Here is a 17,247-nt window from a genome sequence, read left to right on the forward strand (position 1 = left end):
ATGTCGTTGACCGTGCGCGAGTTGCTCCGTAACCAGTTCCTCGGTGCGAACCCGCAGGTCCTGGCCGGGAAGTCGCAGCTCGGCCGCACGGTGCGCTGGGTGCACTCCAGTGAGATCTACGAGATCAGCCCGCTGCTGTCCGGGGACGAGTTGCTGCTGACCACCGGGCTGGGTCTGTCCGGTGTGGATCCCGGCACGCGCAGGCACTATCTCCGCGAGGTCGGGGAACGCAACGTCGCGGGCGTGGCGATCGAATTGGGCCGGACGTTCGATGCCGTTCCGGGCGACATGATCGAGGAGGCGGCCGCCCTGGACCTGCCGCTGATCGCGCTCCGGACGGTGGTCCCGTTCATCGAACTCTGCCAGAACGCCAACACCGAGATCATCTCCCGGGAGGTGTCGGCCCTCCGGACCCAGAACGAACTGTCCCGCGTCCTGGACGCCGAACTGATGGCAGGCAACGGGGTGGCCCGGTTGCTCGAGCGCATCAGCGAGGCGAGCGGTTGCCCGCTGATCGTCACCAGCGGCAGCGGGGCGCTGGTCGCGGCGCACGGCGTCGACGACGACCGCGCGGCCTGGGCGGCAGCCGACGCCGGAACCGTCACGGCCACCATCCATTCCCGCGATGGCGCGTGGGGGATGTTGACGGCCGGGCCGGGTTCCACCATGGACTCGTCCGTGTTGCGTGCGCTGCTCGAACGATCCACGGCGTCGCTGGGGTTGGCACTCACCTACTCGGGCAGCCTCGCCGGACGTCCCCAGCGTGCCGCGGCCGCGCTGGTGTCGGATCTGCTGGATCGCAGCGACGTCCGGCAGATCGACCTCACGGTGCGGTCCGCCGCTGCCGGGTTCCATCCCGCGCCGGGCAACCGGGTGGTCGCGATCGCCATCGATTCGCCGGGTTCGCGCATCGCCACCCGGTTGCTGGATTCGGCCGCGAAACTGCTCGGACAGCCGTGCCTGCGTTCGGAGGTCCACGCGAGCACGTTCGGTCTGATCGCGTTACCCGCATCTGCGGTCGACGCGGTGGGTACGGTCACCGGTTGTTTTCAGGAATCGTTGGCGTCCAACATCACCGACGGGGTGACGGTGGTGGTCGGCGATCCGTGCGACTTCGCTCCCGGAGACGTCGGTGCCGCGCTGCACACCGCCCGCTCGGGACTGCGCCTCGCCATGGCCGCCCGGCGGTCGTGGCTGGCGGGACGGGTGGTGACGACGACGCGCGAACTCGCCCCGGAACTCACGCTCGACCGGCTACCTCCCGACGTCAGGGAGCGGATGGTCGCGACAACCATTGCGCCGCTGGTGGAGTGGGATCGCACCCATTCGAGCGACCTGGTCCGTACGCTGGAGGTGCATCTTCGGCACGGGTGCAGCGCCACCAGTTCGGCGTCGGCGCTGCATCTCGGCCGGCAATCGCTGTATCAGCGTCTCGAGCGTATCCGGGCGTTGCTCGGATACGACCCGGGTTCGCCGTCGATGTACGGTTCGCTGCTACTTGCCCTGTGCGCCAACAGGTTGGCCACCTGAGATCCTGGCACCGTTGATCGCGAAGTAGAGCGCTCCGGCAAGCACGAAGCCGACGAAGAACGTGATGTCGCCGAGTTCGGGTACCGCGCGCACGACGTAGCCGACGAACTTCTCCTGATTGGAGAACAACAGGACGGATCCGACGAGGGCGATCACGAACGCGGTCAGACCACCCCGGTTGCGGTACTCGCGGTTGTACAGGAGGTTGTCGATCCGCTGTCCGCGGCGCAGGTACTGGTCGGCGAACATGATGCCCAGCCACGGTCCGATCCAGTAGGCGACGATGAGCAGGAAGGCCTCGTAACTCGCGGCGGCGTCGGCGAGCGCCCACCACGCCACGAGGAATCCGACGACTCCGAACATCATGGTGACCACTGCCCGCTGCGTCTTCAGCGGCAACTTCAGCCCGATGGTCACGAAGGCCATCGACCCGGAATACACGTTGAGGGCGTTGGCCGCGACCGCCCCGAGTGCGATGGCGAGCAGCGTCAGGTTCGCCAGTGCCGAGGGAAGATTCGCAGTGAAGGCGTCGGTCGGGTTGTCGGATGCCGGTGCGCCGATCGTCACGGAGGCGGCGCCGACGACCGACAGTGCGACGCAGGAGACGAACAGTCCGGCCGAGGCGAACAGCCCGGTGCGGACCGTCGAGACGGTAGCGGGCAGATAGCGCGTGTAGTCGGCGGCGTAGGGCGTCCACCCGGCGGCGTAGCCGAACGCCGTTCCGACGGTGAGGAGGAACCCGCCCATTCCGCCGACACCGCCCTCGACCGCGGGTGCCCCCGGGTTCGACTTCGCGAGCACGACCACTGCGGTGATCGCAAAGATCACGGCCAGCACGGGGAACGCATAACGCTCGAACGCCTGGACCAGGTTGTGCCCGAAGAACGCGAACACGGTCTGGATGACGACGATCACGAGCAGCGAGGGCAGGGGCGCCAGACCGGTCAGTGTGTTGAGTGCGAACGCTCCACTGACGCTGTTGGTGGCGAACCAGCCGACGCCGCACATGATCGACATGAACGCCGACGGAAGGGCGTTGCCCCAGTAGCCGAAGCCGAGGCGTCCGAGCACCATCTGCGGAACGCCGTGCAGGGGACCTCGCGCGGACAGAACGTAGTGCGCGGCAGCCCCGAGGCCCGTGCCGAGGACGAGCCCGAGCGTCGCCTGCCAGAACGTCATCCCGAACACCGACACGGACAGGACCCCGATGAAGATCGTGGCGAACTCCAGGTTCGGCGACATCCACGTCCAGAACAGCTGACGTGGAGTCCCGTGCCGGACCTCGTGCGGGATGAATTCGTTTCCGCCCGGTTCGACGGCCAGGACACGGTCGCCGTACTCGAGTTCGGCAGCGGTCGCGTCGCTCGTGGTGCCCTCGGTGATTGCCATAGAAGCACTGTGTTCGCCCAGGCCGGCAGCGACAACCGACAATGTGTCCGGCAAACGGGCTCCCGGTGCGGACAGATCGACGAGACGGGGGCGCCCCCGGGTCTTGCGTTGGAGTGCACTCCAGGTCGTACGGTTCAGTCATGGCCACCCAGTTGGAGCAGTCGACCGGAGCGTTCGCGAGCATCTCGGAGGTCGCGGCGATCACGGGCCTCACACAGGACACCCTGCGCTGGTACGAGCGCGAGGGCATGATTCCCACAATCGCGCGGGGTTCGGACCGTCGCCGCCGTTACAGCGAGCGGGACGTGCGGCTGATCGAACTGCTGGTGAAGCTGCGGACCACGGGCATGCCGACCAGTGACATGCAGCGATTCGCGGTGCTGCTGGCCGGCGGCGCCGAGACGCACGGGCGGCGGTTGTCGTTGCTCCTCGAGCACCGCGAACGCATCCGCGCTCAGCAGGCGAGGCTCGACGACGCCCTGGCGGCCCTCGACACGAAGGTCGATCACTACCGGGCCCTCATCGCAGGGACCGACGACAACCGCACCTGACAACGACGAGGAGAAGCATGACCGGTATAGGTACGACAACCCTGGGTGACTCGCTCACCGTCTCCGACATGGGTTTCGGAGGAATGGCTCTCACACCCGTCTACGGCGGGGTCGAACCGGGGAAGGCGCTCGCCACACTGCATCACGCGGTGGATCTCGGAGTGAGTTTCCTCGACACCGCCGACGTGTACGGCGCCGGCGACAACGAACGGTTGATCGCGCAGTTGCTGAAGGGTCGGCGCGAGGAAGTCACGCTGGCAACCAAGTTCGGAATTCTGGGGGATCCGAGGAAACGGAGCGAGGGTGGCGCCTCGATCCGCGGCGACCGCGCCTACGTCCACGAGGCGGTGGACGCCAGCTTGCGCCGGCTCGGTATCGACACGATCGACCTCTACTACCTGCACCGCCCCGACCCGTCGGTTCCGGTCGAGGACACCGTCGGTGCGATGGCCGAACTGGTGGCGGCGGGCAAGGTGCGGCACCTCGGACTGTCGGAGGTGACGGCCGGAGAGCTGGCGTCCGCGCACGCGGTGCATCCCATCACGGCGATCCAGTCGGAATGGAGCATCTGGAGCCGCGACGTCGAGGCGCGAACCGTGCCGGCGGCGGCCGCACTGGGTGTCGGGTTCGTCCCCTACTCGCCGCTCGGCCGGGGGTTCCTCACCGGGACCGTCACCGACGTCGGCACCCTGGCGCCCAACGACTTCCGGCGGACTCTCCCCCGGTTCGCGGCGGGCACGCTGCGGCGGAACCTCGGCGTGGTGGACGCGGTGAATTCGGTCGCACACGTGCTGGGTGCCACACCCGCACAGGTTGCGCTGGCGTGGCTCTACGCGCAAGGCCGCGAGTTCGGACTTCCGGTCGTACCCATCCCCGGAACCCGCAGTGCGGAACGGGTGACGGAGAACGCCGGTGCTCTCGGTATCGAACTCGATGCGGCGCAGCTGGCGGTGCTGAACTCGGCCGGGGAGCACGTGGAGGGTGCGCGTTCGGAGGATCTGCAGTGGGTGTCGGAGGGCCGCGACTTCTGAGTGATGCAGACTGGGCGGGTGCAGCACGCTACCAACCCCGTCGACGGTGTCCGGATCGCGTACAAGACGGTCGGCGACGGCGAGCCCCTCGTTCTCATCCACGGCACGGCGCTCTCCCACGCGATCTGGCGCGGTTTCGGTTACGTCGCCGCGTTGCGTGACCGATACCGGCTGATCCTGGTCGATCTGCGGGGCCACGGGCGCAGCGACAAGCCGCACGACGAGAGCGCGTACGCGATGGATCTGGTCAGCGGCGACGTCCTGGCAGTCCTCGACCACCTGGATCTTCCCAGCGCGCACGTCTTGGGGTATTCGCTCGGCGGCCGGGTCGCGCTGGCCTTGGCGGTCGGGGCGCCAGAACGGCTGGAGAGCCTGATCGTCGGCGGCGGCAGCAGCCGACCGCAGGCCGGCGCGTTCGACCGCCTGTTCTTCCCGGGCTGCATCGACGTCCTCGAACGGGACGGCATGGATGCGTTCCTGGGTCAGTGGAATGCCCGGCGCGCGTGGCCGATCGACGCCGGCACCCGGGCGGCGTTCATGGCGAACGACGCAAAGGCGCTCGCCGCGTACATGCGGCGTTCCGGTGTGGAGCTGGGAGTGGACGACGACGTCCTGCGCGGGATCGCCGTCCCCACCCTGCTGTTCGTCGGCTCGGACGACGCCGAGCGGATCGGCGACACCCAGCGGGTGGCAGCACTGATTCCCGGTGCGTCGCTGACGATCCTGCCCGGTTTCGACCACTCGACGGCCGTGGCCGCGAGCACCGAAGTGCTCGCGGCCGTCGAGCCGTTCCTCGCTTCGGTGTGACCGCTACATCCATTCGACAAGCTGGATGATCACCCCGTTGGGGTCGCTCATCTGGAAGTAGCGTTCGCCCCAGGGCTCGGTTTCGATGGGCGTCACGATCGGGACGCCCTCCGCCCGCAGTCGCTCGTATTCGCCGTCGATGCCGTCGACGACGAGCGCGATCAGCAACCCCTGGCCGGCGTCACCGGCGATCCGCGCGGGCTTGAAGGTCTCCAGTCCGGTCTTCAGGAAGACCAGATTGAAGCCGACGTCCGCGCGCTTCAGTGACACGAAGCCCTCGGCGGCCATCTCCTCGACGAAGCCCAGGTGGGACTTGGCGAACTCGGCCGACGCACTGGGGTCCGCGACGTTGAGCGACAGTGCGCTCGCGGTGACCTTCACGGTGGTGTCCTTTCGTTGACGACACCCCACTAACGTACGCCGTACGACATTTGTTCCCGGGGGGCCACACCTCACATCGCCAGCAGACCCTTCGCGATGTGCGTCACCTGGATCTCGTTGCTGCCTGCGTAGATCATCAGCGACTTCGCGTCGCGCGCCAGTTGCTCGACCCGGTACTCGGCCATGTACCCGTTGCCGCCGAACAACTGCACCGCCTCCATCGCCACCTCCGTGGCCGCCCGTGAGGAGTAGAGCTTCATCGCCGACGCCTCCGCGAGGCTCACCTGATCGCCCGCCGCGGTGCGCTCGATGGCGTTGAAGACCATGTTCTGCACGTTGATGCGGGCGATCTCCATCTCCGCGAGCTTGAGCTGGATGAGCTGGAACTGGGCGATCTCCTTGCCCCACAGCCTGCGGGACTTGGCGTAGTCGATGCACAGCCTGTGACACTCGTTGATGATGCCCAGCGACAGCGACGCGATGCCGATCCGTTCGGCCGCGAAGCTCTCCTTCGCGCTGGTCTTGCCGTCGGACTTGCCGCCGTCCTCCGTCTCGCCGAGCAGACGGTCGCGGGTGACGCGCACGTTGTCGAAGAACAGTTCTCCCGTCGGCGAGGAGTTCATGCCCATCTTCTTGAACGGCGCACCCTGGGTGAGCCCCTCCATGCCCGCGTCGAGGACGAAGGCGAGAACCTTCCGGTCGCGGCGGTCGACGGACGAGTCCCCCTCGTCGAGCTTCGCGTAGACGATGATGACGTCGGCGTAGGGACCGTTGGTGATGAACGTCTTCTGCCCGTTCAGGATGTAGTCGTCGCCGTCGCGGCGCACGTACGACTTCATGCCGCCGAACGCATCCGAGCCGGAGTCGGGCTCGGTGATGGCCCACGCTCCGACCTTCTCGAACGTGACCAGGCCGGGCAGCCAACGCTCCTTCTGCGCCAGCGTCCCGCGGCTGCGGATGGTGCCCGCCGCCAGCCCGAGGCTCACCCCGAGCGAGGCGACGAGGCCGAGGCTGACGCCGGCCAGTTCGGCGTTCATGATGACACCCATGCTGCCCGCACCGCCGAGGCCGCCGGACTTCTCCTCCTTCGCGCCGGACGCGGCATCCCCACTGCGCTCGCGGTCCAGGGACTTCGTCAGCGCGTCACGAGCCATCTCGTCCAGGCCGAACGTCGCGAAGAGTTTGCGGATGATGTCGAACGGCGGCAGCTCGCCGGTCTCCAACTTGTCGACGTGCGGTCGAATCTCCTTGTCGATGAACCCGCGGATCGCGTCGCGGAACATCAGGTCGGTATCTGACCACTCATACATGCCGGGCACTCCAGTCACTGAGAGAAAGGGTTGCCGCAAATATAGAACACGTTCCTATTCTTGGACAGGTGTGCCGGTCAGTACGAGCCGCCTTCCGGTTCGCCGATCCCGAGCCACTTCGACCTCAGCCGGTCGAGGGTGCCGTCCGCGGCCAGGGTGCGCTGCGCCGACTCGATGCGTTCGCGCAGCGCGTGATCCCCCGTGCGGACCGCGACGGCGATCTCCTCGCGGGAGATTCCCCGGTCGACCACCTCCACGTGCGGGCGGTCCCGGACGAGCCAGGTGAGGACAGGAGCGAGTTTCATGACGGCGTCGCACCCGCCCGAGGACAGGTCGTCGAGGGCCTGCCCGATCCGGTCGTACGCATACACCCGGATCGCGCCCGCTCGGCCCTCCGCGACCAGCCTCTCCACGATCGGCTGACTGGTGTTGCCGTGCTGGACACCGACGGTCAGGCCGCCCAGGTCGTCCACCCCGCGCACTCCCGGATGCCGCGACGTGTCGACGGCGAGGGACTGACCCGACACCAGGTACGGAGCGCAGAAATCCGCGCGCGTCCTCCGCTCCGGCGTCACGGTGGTTCCCGAAGCGATGCAGTCGAATTCATCGCCGGCCAGCGCATCGAAGATGCCGTTGAAGTCGGTGCCCCGGTACGGAACCAGCGACCACTCGAGGCCGAGGACCTGCGCGACGGCCCGGGTGAACTCGACATCGAAACCCTCCGGTGTCTCACCGTCCCGGAACTCGAACGGCGGGTCGGGCAAGGCCGAACCCACCCGCAGTGACCGCGCTGCCGTCGTCATGTCGTTCCTCTCCGCCGTGACGAGTGCCTACGAGCCGATCAGCCCCAACCGCTGTGCCAGCCAGGGCAATTCCTTCTCCAGTCCGGCAGACCACACGGCGAAGCTGTGCCCGCCCGGCACTTCCACGTACTGGACGTCCATGCCCGCGTCCTTCGCGGCCTGATAGACCTTCTGCGCCCCCGGCTTGTAGGCGTCGTCGTCGCTGCCGATCACGAAGACCCCGGCCGAGTCCGGGTACTTCTTCGACGCCATCAGATCGAGCGGGTTGACCCGTTTGAACGCCGCCTCGTCACCGCCGAATCCTTCGTCGAGGGTGCGCTGGTGGTCGCCGAGCGTGGGTTCCTCCTGACCCGAGATGTCGAGGAACGTCGGGTACACGTCGGGATAGTTGGTGGCCATCTGCAGTGAACAGGTGCCGCCGTAGGAGAGGCCGCCGATGGCCCACGCCTGGGGATCCGGGTTCACCTGCAGGTTCGACTTCACCCAGGACGGAACGTCCTTCGCCAGATACGTGGCCACGTTGCCCAGCTTCGAATCGACACACAGGGGGTTCGCGATCTGCGAGCCGGTGCCGTCCGCCACCACCACGATCGGGGCCAGTCCCCCATGTTTCGCGGCGAACTCGTTCATCGTGGTGGCGAGCTTGCCTCCGGCGAACCAGTCCTCCGGCGAACCGGGCTGACCGGCCAGCATCACGAGCACCGGCAGCAGTGGGCGCGGGTTGGCGAAGTAGGCGGGCGGGAGGTAGATCTCGGCGTCGCGGGCGGCGAACCCCGACGCCGTTCCGGGGACGGCTGCCGTCAGGACCCGCCCCTCGCTCGGCATTCCGGGCGGGGCGGTCCACGACGCGTCGAGAGGCGTTCCCGTCACCACGTTCCCGGTGGCGCTGCCGACGTCGTTCATCTGAACCCGGTCGAACGGCTCCGCCCCGAATGCCGTGCCCACCGTGGGATAGGCGTCGAACACCAGGTTGATCTGCGTCGCCGACGCGAGTATCACGGCGAGTGCCGCGAGAACCGACACGACGGCGGCTTTCACCGTCCGGCCCGCGCGGATCCTCGGCACGAGCAGGACGATCGCGAAGAGCCCCAGACCGATCCACACGTAGATGGAAATCTCGATGGGGTCGGGGAACGGCCGGAGAACCTTCTCGACCATCACGTAGAGGGCGACGGTGACGACCACCGACACGGCCAGGCAGATCGGAATCGCCTTCCTGCGGTACCAGGGGGCGCGGGCGGCGAGCAGCCACACGCCGCCGAGCGCGCCGATCACCGTGAGGATCCAGGGCAGAGGCCCTGAGATCACGCTGAGGTCGCTGAGCCATTCCACGTCACGAAGCCTAGAGCGCGAACCCGCGCTGCGTCGGCGACTCGGAGCGACCGGTAAAATTGCGGGGGTGACATTCATCAAGGTGTGCGGTCTGCGAGACGAGGCCTCCGTCGATCTGGCCGTGCGCCTCGGCGTCGACGCCGTGGGTTTCGTGTTCGCCGACAGCGTCCGCCGGATCTCCCCCGAGGATGCCGCGCCGCTGGTCCGCCGGGTCACCGGTCGCACCGTCGCGGTGGGCGTCTTCAAGGGGAGCCCCGTGCCGGAGGTGATCGAGGTCGCCGCCGCGGCATGTCTCGGAACGGTCCAGGTGCACGACCTGAAGTCCGCCGACGACGTGGCGCGGTTGCGGGAGGCGGGCCTCGGCGTGATCCGTGCCGTGGTCGCCGGGGACACGTCGGGCGATTTCGGCGCCGACCGCATCCTCGTCGACGGGGCGACCGCCGGGGCAGGCGTGCCCTGGGACTGGGCGAACCAGAGCCGACCCGACGGCGAATGGATCCTCGCCGGCGGACTTCACCCGGACAATGTCCGGGCCGCCGTCGACGCGACCGGCGCGTGGGGTGTCGACGTGTCGAGCGGCGTCGAATCCTCACGGGGTGTGAAGGATGCGGCGCTGATCGAACAGTTCGTCGCCGCCGTCCGATCCGGCGACTGACTCAGCCCGGCATCCCGGCCACGGAATCTTCCACGTCCCACGACGCGAGCACCGTCCGGATGCCCACGACCAGTGCGAGCGGCTGGTCGATCATCACATGGTGTCCGGCGTCGGGGATCTCGACGACCACAGCGGTGGGCCCGAATCGGCGGCGCATGCTGTCCATCATGTCGTCGGTGACGATGCCGTTCTCGGCGCGGAAGTAGGCGATGCGGCAGCGTGGGTCGGATCCGCCCAGGTGATCGCTGCCGTGGCGCGCGAAGAACGTGGAATCGAACTTCCACGACCAGCCGCCGTCCACCTCCGCCATCGAATTCTCGGCCACGTGACGCAGGACCGCGGGCACCGCGGTGTCCTGCGGCGGGACGAACCGGAACCGCTCGAGGGCCTCGGCCCTGGACGGGTAGACCTTCTTCGGACCGAAAGCCCGCTGCTTGCGTGCCTCCTCCTCTTCCGGTGTGCGGGCGAGGACGGGCGAATCGATCAGCTGGACGCCGGCCAGATCCTCGCCGAACAGCTGCGCGCCCACGTAGGACACCATGCCGCCCATGCTGTGCCCGACGAACAGCGGCGGCCCCGAAATCCCTGCGGGCTTCGCCACGGCCAGGGCTTCCTCCGCCCACTGCTCCAGGCCGTACTCCGCGCGCCGGTCGCTGTCGCCGTGCCCGGTCAGGTCGAGTGCGACGACGCGACGGCCCGTGGCCAGCATGGGTGCCACATGGTCCCACCACCGGCTGTGGGCCGCGCCGCCGTGAACGAGCACGATGCCGGGTGAGCCCGACGGCCCCCATGCACGGTAGTGGACCTGCGCACCGGCGACGTCGACCCGGCCGGTGTCCACGGGGGACGCCAACGCCGTGGTGAACCAGTGGGGCGCGTCCATCTGCACGTTGCTCATTCACCGAACATACCGACCACGTGTGGCCGTCCCCGCTCGCCCTACAGAAGGTCGAGCATGGCGGTGACCGCCCGTTCGACCACCGGTAACTTGTCCGGGGCCAGATCGTGGCGGGCGCCCTCGAGTTCGACGAGCGTGGTCGGCGCGGGGATCAGTTCGAGTGCCGACCGCATCTCGTCGGTGGTCGCGAACGGGTCCTTCGAACCGTGCACCACCACGGAGGGGGTGCGGAGACCAGGCAGATGCTCGGTGCGGAGCTTCTCCGGCTTGGCCGGCGGATGCAGCGGGTACGACAGCAACAAGAGGGCGTCGACGAGACCCGGACGCTCCGAAGCGAGCATGGACGCCTGCCGCCCGCCGTACGAGTGCCCGCCGGCCCACACCGGCACCGACACCAACTCCCGCATCACTGCCACCGCGGCCGCGACACCGTCCCGATCCTCCGCCGCCTTCGACGGGTGCGGCGGGCCCGACGCGCGGCGCTGACGGAACGGGAGATCGAACCGCAGGACGACGATGCCGCGTTCCACGAACCCGTCGGTCACGGCGCGCAACAGCTTTGTGTCGCAGTCACTTCCCGCTCCATGAGTCAGGACCAGCCCCGCCACCCCGTCACCCGCAGGGCGGTGGAGATGTCCGCGCACACCGTCACGTTCCAGCAACTCGCTCATGCGGTTCACGGTAGTGGAATGTCGAGCTACTCCGGCGCGAGCAGTTCCGCCAGTTCTTCGCACAGCTGGTTCGCGAGTTCGTTGGCACGAGGCACGACGCCCATGCTCCAGTACCCGTGCAGCATGCCCGGGGAGATCCGGAGTCGAACCGGCACGCCGGCGGCCTCCAGCGCAGCGGCGTACGCGGGGGCGTGATCGCGGAGCGGATCACATTCGGCCCCGCACACGATGGCGGGTGCCACCCCCTTCAGGTCACCCTCGATCGGCGAGACACGGGGGTCGAGGGCCAGGCTGCGATCTTCGAGGTAGCCGGCACCCATGTCCTCATCCGCCGGCACCCTGAGGAAATACCCTTCGGCGAGTTCGTCCATCGACGGGTAACGCTTCGCGAGATGCACCGGCACGTACAGCAGCAGCTGTGCCCGCACAGGAAGTTCCGCGTCGCGGGCCGCCAAGGCCACCGACGCCGCGAGATTGGCGCCCGCGCTGTCTCCGGCGACGGCGACTCGGGACGCGTCGCCGCCCAGCTGATCGATGGTGTCGTGGATCCAGTGGAGTGATGCGAGGCAGTCGTCGTAGCCGGCGGGGAACGGGTGTTCCGGCGCGAGCCGGTAGTCGACGGCGACGACGACGGAGCCGGTGCGCGCGCAGACGCGTCGAGCGTGCGACTCGTGCGAGTCGAGGCCGCCCATCACCCAGCCGCCACCGTGCAGGTACAGGACGGTCGAGAGAGTCCGCTCCTCCGTGTCGGGCCGGTAGATCCGGGCGGGGATGTCACCGGCCGGGCCCGGGATGGTGACGTTCTCGACTTCTCGTACCTCGAGCAGTTCGGGCTCGAAGTAGAGGGCACGCATCTCCTCGATGCGCTTGCGGGCGCCTTCGATCGTCGTCTGGGGACCTGCGGCGGCGTCCCAGTCGTTCAGCTTGTCCAGCAGGACGGACATGTCGGGGTCGAGCTTCATGATTCTCCTCGTGATGGGGTACCGCACCGAGGCGGTTCGGGGGTCGATTTACTTCTTGCCCAGATCGGTGATCGCGACGCTGCGCGTCTCCGGAGCGGTCACCGCCGAGAGACCGGCCACCAGCAGGCAGACGGAGCCGAAAGCCGCCACCGGTATCCACCCGTGCGTGCCGGTTCCGAGCAGCGCGTAGCCGATGCTCGGGGCGAAGCCCGCGAAGGCGAACCCGATCTGTGTCGAGATGGCGATGCCGGAGAACCGCACTCGGGTGTCGAACATTTCCGCGAAGAACGTCGGACCGACCCCGCTGACACCGGATGCGGCGGCACCGAAGAAGGCCGACACCGCGAAGATCAGGGGAACGGAACCTGTGCTCATCGCCTCGAAGTAGAAGAAGAACGCGGCGATGGCGCCGACGATTCCGGCGAGATACACGGGGCGGCGGCCGATCTTGTCGCCCAGCATCGCCCAGAGCGGAATGGCGAACAGCTGCATGATGTTTGCGATGACGCCCGCCCACAGCAGGATCTGGCGTTCGAGACCGGCCTCACCGGTTCCGTAGGCGAGCGCGAAGACCGTCATGATCGTGCCCGACACGGCGAAGAGCGAGCACGCGATCACCCGGAGCATCTGCAGCCGATAGTTCTTGAACAGTTCGACGACGGGTATCTCCACCAGATCGTTGTCGCGTTCCGCCTCCCGGAACACCGGTGTCTCCTCCATCGTCCGGCGGACGAACAGCGCGACGATCGTCAGGATTCCGCTGACGAGGAACGGGATTCGCCAACCCCAGGTGATCAGCATGTCCTCGGGCAGCGCGGCGACGGGAATGAACACCAGGGTCGCGACGAGCTGCCCCGCCTGGGTGCCGCTCATCGTGAAGCTGGTGTAGAACGCCCTGGAACCCTCCGGCGAATGCTCGAGGGTCAGCGAGTTCGCGCCACTCTGCTCGCCCGCCGCCGAAGCACCCTGCATGAGCCGCAGGACCACCAGCAGGATCGGCGCCGCGATCCCGATGCTCCCGAAGCCCGGCAGGCATCCGATGAGGAACGTCGAGACTCCCATCAGGACCAGCGTGAAGACGAGCACACGTTTGCGTCCGATGCGGTCGCCGTAGTGTCCGAGCGCGACGGCCCCGATCGGGCGGGCGATATATCCGACGCCGAAGGTCGCCAGTGCCGCCAACGTGCCGGTCGCCGGACTCTCCGACGGGAAGAAGACCGTCGGGAAGATCAGGGCGGCCGCCGACCCGTAGATGAAGAAGTCGTAGTACTCGACGAGGCTGCCGAGGAAACTTGCGAACGCCGCCTTGCGGGGCTGACGCGCGGGCACGCTCGCCGGGGTGCCGACAGGCTGCTGCGAGTTCGGGGGCGCAGCCGAACCAGCTCGTACGCTCATGGGAGGACCTTTCGGACCGGAGTGAAGGTGATGAGGTGCCGCGGATCACACCACCGCTGCGCCGACGACTCTGCCAAACGCCTTCATCACAGTCCAAGATCAACTTGGCATACTTTCGATAAGAATTACTTATCGAACTCGTCGATCGTCGGCATGAGCTCCTCCGCGACTGCGAGGACGGTCTCGAGCAACGGTGTCCGGGGCCTGTCGGCCCACGCCAGCGCACCGCGGATTCGGTGGCGTCCGCCGTCCGTGGGCACGACGACGGCGTCGACGGCTCCGGTGCGATGGGAACTGACAGGAATGAGCGAGACGCCTACACCCGCCGCCACGAGCGCGGTCAGCGTCGTTCCATCGGACGTCTCCTGCGCGATCTCCGGCGTGAACCCCGCGTCGTGGCATGCAGCCAGCACGTCCAGACGCAGAGTCGATCCCGACGCCGCCGGGTTGGTGACGAACGGATCGTCGCGCAGTTCGGACAGCGAGATCTCCGAGCGTGTCGCCAGTGGGTGGTCGGCGTAGAGCAGCGCACCCAGAGGCTCGACCGAGATCAGCCTCGTCGAAACTTCGGGATGCGACAACTCCGCCGAGACGAAACCGAGATCGAGCTTGCCGGAATAGATGTCGTCGAGGATCAGCCCGCTCGGTCTCGCCCCGTCGAGAACCAACTCGAGTTTCGGATATCTCTTGCGCACGGTGCGGGCGAACAGAGGCAGCCTCGACTGTCCGTAGGCGCCGCTGAATCCGACACGCACGCGACCCTCCTCCGCGGGATTGCCCGCGGACGCCGACTGCTCGGCCCAGGCAACGGCTTTCAGCGCGGCCCGGCACGGCTCGAGAAATTGCTCGCCCGCGGAAGTCAGCCGAATGGGTCTCGTACCCCGGTCGAACAGCCTCACTCCGAGATGCCTCTCGAGCTGCTGGATCTGCTGGCTGACCGCGGGCTGGGCTATGCGCAACGACTCGGCGGCCCGGCCGTAGTTCGACACCTCGGCCACGGCGAGGAACGCGCGCATCCAGCGGATCTCCATGCCCGCACCCTATGTCGTGCCGAAATTCGACGGTTGATTGCGATTGGCTCTCGGTCTGTTTGCCGGGTTTCGACGCGGGGTACTTTAACAACACAACCGCTGGGAGTAACCAATGGACACCATGACTGTCATCTGGATCATCGTCGCGATCGTCGTCGTTCTCGCCCTGATCGCGCTGGCCGTTGCGGCATCACGCAAGCGCAACGAGCGCAACCGTCAGCAGGCCGACAGCATCCGCGCGAAGGCGCAGGAGCAGACGTCCGTCGTCGAGAAGCGCGAGGCGATCGCGGAGGAAACTGCGGCCAACGCCAGAAGGGCTCAAGCAGAAGCCGAGGCCAAGGCGGCAGAGGCCAAGAGGCTGCAGGTCGATGCGCAGACGCACCAGAACACGGCGACCACGTCTCGTGACGACCTGAAGCACGAGTGGCAGCGGGCCGACGAGCTCGATCCCGACGTCAAGACGACGGACACTCCGACGAACGACGCCAGGGCCACCGACGCTCGAACCACGGGAGCGGGACCCACGAACGCTCGCGTCACCGACGCTCGAACCACCGGAACGGGGCCCGCCAACGCTCGCCCCAACGGCACGGACTCCACCAATACCCATGGAGCGCACGCGAAGCCGACCGACACGTCGTCGACATAGCGTTCGAGAGTACGTCACGCGCACCGGCTCGACGCCGGTGCCCACACGGGAGGTCGGAAATGCGTATCGGACGACTCGTGACGCTCATCGTGATCATCTGGCTGATCATCGGCGCCATTGCCGTATGGCAGCGCGGGTACTTCAAGGACGCGACGGCTGATTGCGCCAGCGCCGGGACGATCGCGGTCACCGTGATCGCCGGCCCACTCAATTACGCGGGCGTGAACCCGAAGATCGATTGTGAAGTGCCGCAACCGAGTCAGTAGTTCCAGACCGTCAACCGAAAGAGGGAAGACCGTGATCGTTCTCGGAATCATCCTGCTCGTCATCGGCCTCGTCGCGGGGATCTCGATCCTCACGACGATCGGAATCATCCTTCTCGTCATCGGCCTCGTGCTACTGCTGCTGGGCACGACGGGTCGCGCGGTCGGCGGGCGGAAGTACTGGTATTGACCCCGGCCTTTGACACCGGCTCCCAGTTGTCGGACATCCTCAACCATTGACATTATCAATGATTGATAGATAAGTTCCTTTCGGGTATGCACGCGTGCGTCGCACGTGTGCCGACGAAAGGAACCTTGCATGTCTTCGGTTGCACTGGAACGGACCATCTTCGACGCCGATCACGATGCGTTCCGGGAAACGGTGCGCCGGTTCGCCGAACGGGACGTGGCCCCGCATCTTCGCGACTGGGCCGATGCGGGACAGGTCGACCGGGACGTCTACCGTCAGGCCGGCAAGCTCGGGCTCCTCGGGATCAACGTCGACGAACGATTCGCCGGCGGCGGAATCGACGACTTCCGTTTCAACGCCATCGTCATCGAAGAGCTCTGCCGCGTCGGCGCCCCCGCCGTCGTGATGGGCCTGGCGGGCATCAACGACCTCGTCACGCCCTACCTCGTCTCGCTGGCGAACGAGGAGCAGAAGCATCGGTTCCTGACACCCTTGTGCACCGGCGAGAAGATCGGCGCCATCGCCATGACCGAGCCGGGCGCGGGTAGCGACCTGGCCGCGATCTCCACGACCGCCCTCCCGGACGGAGACGATCTGCTCCTCAACGGCACCAAGATCTTCATCAGCAACGGAATGCTCGCCGACTTCGTGATCGTCGTGGCCAAGACGGATCCGGCAGCGGGCAAGCAGGGCGTCAGCCTGCTGGTGGTCGAAGACGGGACGGCCGGATTCACCCGCAACGGACCGCTGCACAAGGTCGGCCTGACCGCCCAGGACACCGCCGAGCTCGTGTTCGACGACGTCCGCGTCCCCCGCGAGAACGTCCTGGGCGAGCTGAACGACGGCTTCGGCTACCTGCGCCACAATCTGCCCCAGGAACGCCTCAGCGTCGCCGTCACGTCCATGGCGTCGATGCGACGCACGTTCGACCAGGCCCTGACGTACAGCTGCGACCGCACGGCATTCGGCCAGAGGGTGGCCGACTTCCAGGCCAACCGGTTCTACCTCGCGGAACTCGCCACCGAGATCGAGATCGCGCAGTGCTTCACCGACCGCTGCATCCTCGACGCCGCACACGGCACGCTCGACGAGGTGACCGCGGCGATGGCCAAATGGTGGATCACCGAGCTGCAGCAACGGGTCGTGCAGCGCGCGGTCCAATTGCACGGCGGCTACGGATACATGCGCGAGTACGACGTCGCCCAGGACTATCTCGACTGCCGCGGCGGGCCGATCTACGCCGGCACCACCGAGATCATGAAGGAAATCATCGGGCGCAAGCTCACACGTGCGTGACGGGCGCGATAACCGCAGAAGCGTTGGCGATCTCTTCCATTGACAAGTTCAATGATTAATGTTTAATTGTGATCCGCGCTACACACGCGAACCGCTCTGTTGT

Annotated in this window: 19 protein-coding genes; 9 read left to right on the forward strand and 10 right to left on the reverse strand. The window is 67.2% G+C overall.

From position 1 onward, the window contains the following. Complete coding sequence (locus DTA22_RS23265) at positions 1-1,530, forward strand: PucR family transcriptional regulator (RefSeq protein ID WP_112301044.1); 1,530 nt, start codon at positions 1-3, stop codon at positions 1,528-1,530. Here DTA22_RS23265 and DTA22_RS23270 read toward each other — a convergent pair. After that, a complete protein-coding gene (locus DTA22_RS23270) occupies positions 1,495-2,919 on the reverse strand; it encodes a purine-cytosine permease family protein (protein WP_112301045.1) in 1,425 nt (474 codons plus the stop codon). The genes DTA22_RS23265 and DTA22_RS23270 overlap by 36 nt on opposite strands. Before the next feature lie 140 nt (positions 2,920-3,059). On the opposite strand from DTA22_RS23270, the gene DTA22_RS23275 reads away from it, so the two are divergent. The 3 genes from DTA22_RS23275 to DTA22_RS23285 are packed head-to-tail and all read left to right on the forward strand — an operon-like array spanning position 3,060 to position 5,308. Further along, positions 3,060-3,470 (forward strand): MerR family transcriptional regulator, encoded by a 411-nt coding sequence (locus tag DTA22_RS23275; protein WP_112301046.1) that lies wholly within the window; start codon positions 3,060-3,062, stop codon positions 3,468-3,470. A 17-nt stretch (positions 3,471-3,487) separates the two neighbouring features. Beyond that, on the forward strand, positions 3,488-4,501 hold the full coding sequence (locus tag DTA22_RS23280; RefSeq protein ID WP_112301047.1) for an aldo/keto reductase: 1,014 nt from the start codon (positions 3,488-3,490) through the stop codon (positions 4,499-4,501). A 3-nt stretch (positions 4,502-4,504) separates the two neighbouring features. Continuing rightward, positions 4,505-5,308 carry an alpha/beta fold hydrolase gene (locus DTA22_RS23285; protein ID WP_174233854.1) on the forward strand — a complete coding sequence of 268 codons (804 nt, stop codon included), beginning with the start codon at positions 4,505-4,507 and terminating at the stop codon, positions 5,306-5,308. 3 nt (positions 5,309-5,311) lie between these two features. Here the strand turns inward: DTA22_RS23285 and DTA22_RS23290 are convergent, their stop codons facing one another. The 4 genes from DTA22_RS23290 to DTA22_RS23305 all read right to left on the reverse strand — a co-directional run bounded on the left by DTA22_RS23290 (position 5,312) and on the right by DTA22_RS23305 (position 9,134). Continuing rightward, positions 5,312-5,689 (reverse strand): VOC family protein, encoded by a 378-nt coding sequence (locus DTA22_RS23290; RefSeq protein ID WP_112301049.1) that lies wholly within the window; start codon positions 5,687-5,689, stop codon positions 5,312-5,314. Positions 5,690-5,760: 71 nt separating this feature from the next. Continuing rightward, the gene (locus DTA22_RS23295; RefSeq protein WP_112301050.1) at positions 5,761-6,999 is read right to left on the reverse strand and encodes an acyl-CoA dehydrogenase family protein; all 1,239 of its coding nucleotides are present in this window, start codon (positions 6,997-6,999) and stop codon (positions 5,761-5,763) included. 77 nt (positions 7,000-7,076) lie between these two features. Continuing rightward, positions 7,077-7,802: an ABC transporter substrate-binding protein gene (locus DTA22_RS23300; RefSeq protein ID WP_112301051.1), complete on the reverse strand. Its 726-nt coding sequence runs from the start codon at positions 7,800-7,802 to the stop codon at positions 7,077-7,079. 27 nt (positions 7,803-7,829) lie between these two features. After that, the gene (locus DTA22_RS23305) at positions 7,830-9,134 is read right to left on the reverse strand and encodes an alpha/beta hydrolase (RefSeq protein WP_037232878.1); all 1,305 of its coding nucleotides are present in this window, start codon (positions 9,132-9,134) and stop codon (positions 7,830-7,832) included. Between the two features lie 67 nt (positions 9,135-9,201). Between DTA22_RS23305 and DTA22_RS23310 the strand changes: the two genes are divergently transcribed. Continuing rightward, on the forward strand, positions 9,202-9,789 hold the full coding sequence (locus tag DTA22_RS23310; RefSeq protein ID WP_112301052.1) for a phosphoribosylanthranilate isomerase: 588 nt from the start codon (positions 9,202-9,204) through the stop codon (positions 9,787-9,789). 1 nt (position 9,790) lies between these two features. Here DTA22_RS23310 and DTA22_RS23315 read toward each other — a convergent pair whose 3' ends face one another. The 5 genes from DTA22_RS23315 to DTA22_RS23335 form a co-directional block, all read right to left on the reverse strand. Further along, entirely contained in the window at positions 9,791-10,687 is an 897-nt protein-coding gene (locus DTA22_RS23315) for an alpha/beta fold hydrolase (protein ID WP_112301053.1), read from the reverse strand. A 41-nt stretch (positions 10,688-10,728) separates the two neighbouring features. Further along, complete coding sequence (locus DTA22_RS23320; protein WP_409372723.1) at positions 10,729-11,358, reverse strand: alpha/beta hydrolase family protein; 630 nt, start codon at positions 11,356-11,358, stop codon at positions 10,729-10,731. Positions 11,359-11,384: 26 nt separating this feature from the next. Next, on the reverse strand, positions 11,385-12,320 hold the full coding sequence (locus DTA22_RS23325) for an alpha/beta hydrolase (RefSeq protein ID WP_112301055.1): 936 nt from the start codon (positions 12,318-12,320) through the stop codon (positions 11,385-11,387). Between the two features lie 48 nt (positions 12,321-12,368). After that, positions 12,369-13,715, reverse strand: a complete 1,347-nt coding sequence (locus DTA22_RS23330; RefSeq protein WP_112301056.1) for an MFS transporter — start codon at positions 13,713-13,715, stop codon at positions 12,369-12,371. A gap of 125 nt (positions 13,716-13,840) precedes the next feature. Next, the gene (locus DTA22_RS23335; protein WP_112301057.1) at positions 13,841-14,746 is read right to left on the reverse strand and encodes a LysR family transcriptional regulator; all 906 of its coding nucleotides are present in this window, start codon (positions 14,744-14,746) and stop codon (positions 13,841-13,843) included. Positions 14,747-14,858: 112 nt separating this feature from the next. Here DTA22_RS23335 and DTA22_RS23340 point away from each other — a divergent pair, with 112 nt between their 5' ends. The 4 genes from DTA22_RS23340 to couH all read left to right on the forward strand — a co-directional run bounded on the left by DTA22_RS23340 (position 14,859) and on the right by couH (position 17,144). Then, on the forward strand, positions 14,859-15,395 hold the full coding sequence (locus tag DTA22_RS23340) for a hypothetical protein (RefSeq protein WP_037232857.1): 537 nt from the start codon (positions 14,859-14,861) through the stop codon (positions 15,393-15,395). A 59-nt stretch (positions 15,396-15,454) separates the two neighbouring features. Continuing rightward, on the forward strand, positions 15,455-15,661 hold the full coding sequence (locus DTA22_RS23345; protein WP_037232854.1) for a hypothetical protein: 207 nt from the start codon (positions 15,455-15,457) through the stop codon (positions 15,659-15,661). A 31-nt stretch (positions 15,662-15,692) separates the two neighbouring features. Further along, positions 15,693-15,848: a DUF6131 family protein gene (locus DTA22_RS36340; RefSeq protein ID WP_005263616.1), complete on the forward strand. Its 156-nt coding sequence runs from the start codon at positions 15,693-15,695 to the stop codon at positions 15,846-15,848. A 129-nt stretch (positions 15,849-15,977) separates the two neighbouring features. Beyond that, entirely contained in the window at positions 15,978-17,144 is a 1,167-nt protein-coding gene (couH, locus tag DTA22_RS23350) for a dihydro-p-hydroxycinnamoy-CoA dehydrogenase (protein ID WP_112301058.1), read from the forward strand. The last annotated feature ends 103 nt before the right edge of the window (positions 17,145-17,247 follow it).

Source organism: Rhodococcus wratislaviensis (assembly GCF_900455735.1).
Taxonomy (GTDB): Bacteria; Actinomycetota; Actinomycetes; order Mycobacteriales; family Mycobacteriaceae; genus Rhodococcus_F; species Rhodococcus_F wratislaviensis.

Bases quoted from the DNA above. Each gene is read 5' to 3' on its own strand.
- DTA22_RS23280 (WP_112301047.1), top strand. From the start codon at position 3,488: ATGACCGGTATAGGTACGACAACCCTGGGTGACTCGCTCACCGTCTCC.
- DTA22_RS23285 (WP_174233854.1), top strand. From the start codon at position 4,505: ATGCAGACTGGGCGGGTGCAGCACGCTACCAACCCCGTCGACGGTGTC.
- couH (WP_112301058.1), top strand. From the start codon at position 15,978: ATGTCTTCGGTTGCACTGGAACGGACCATCTTCGACGCCGATCACGAT.
- DTA22_RS23295 (WP_112301050.1), bottom strand. From the start codon at position 6,999: ATGTATGAGTGGTCAGATACCGACCTGATGTTCCGCGACGCGATCCGC.
- DTA22_RS23325 (WP_112301055.1), bottom strand. From the start codon at position 12,320: ATGAAGCTCGACCCCGACATGTCCGTCCTGCTGGACAAGCTGAACGAC.
- DTA22_RS23265 (WP_112301044.1), top strand. From the start codon at position 1: ATGTCGTTGACCGTGCGCGAGTTGCTCCGTAACCAGTTCCTCGGTGCG.
- DTA22_RS23335 (WP_112301057.1), bottom strand. From the start codon at position 14,746: ATGGAGATCCGCTGGATGCGCGCGTTCCTCGCCGTGGCCGAGGTGTCG.
- DTA22_RS23330 (WP_112301056.1), bottom strand. From the start codon at position 13,715: ATGAGCGTACGAGCTGGTTCGGCTGCGCCCCCGAACTCGCAGCAGCCT.
- DTA22_RS23315 (WP_112301053.1), bottom strand. From the start codon at position 10,687: ATGAGCAACGTGCAGATGGACGCGCCCCACTGGTTCACCACGGCGTTG.
- DTA22_RS23300 (WP_112301051.1), bottom strand. From the start codon at position 7,802: ATGACGACGGCAGCGCGGTCACTGCGGGTGGGTTCGGCCTTGCCCGAC.
- DTA22_RS23340 (WP_037232857.1), top strand. From the start codon at position 14,859: ATGGACACCATGACTGTCATCTGGATCATCGTCGCGATCGTCGTCGTT.
- DTA22_RS23275 (WP_112301046.1), top strand. From the start codon at position 3,060: ATGGCCACCCAGTTGGAGCAGTCGACCGGAGCGTTCGCGAGCATCTCG.
- DTA22_RS23345 (WP_037232854.1), top strand. From the start codon at position 15,455: ATGCGTATCGGACGACTCGTGACGCTCATCGTGATCATCTGGCTGATC.
- DTA22_RS23270 (WP_112301045.1), bottom strand. From the start codon at position 2,919: ATGGCAATCACCGAGGGCACCACGAGCGACGCGACCGCTGCCGAACTC.
- DTA22_RS23320 (WP_409372723.1), bottom strand. From the start codon at position 11,358: ATGAGCGAGTTGCTGGAACGTGACGGTGTGCGCGGACATCTCCACCGC.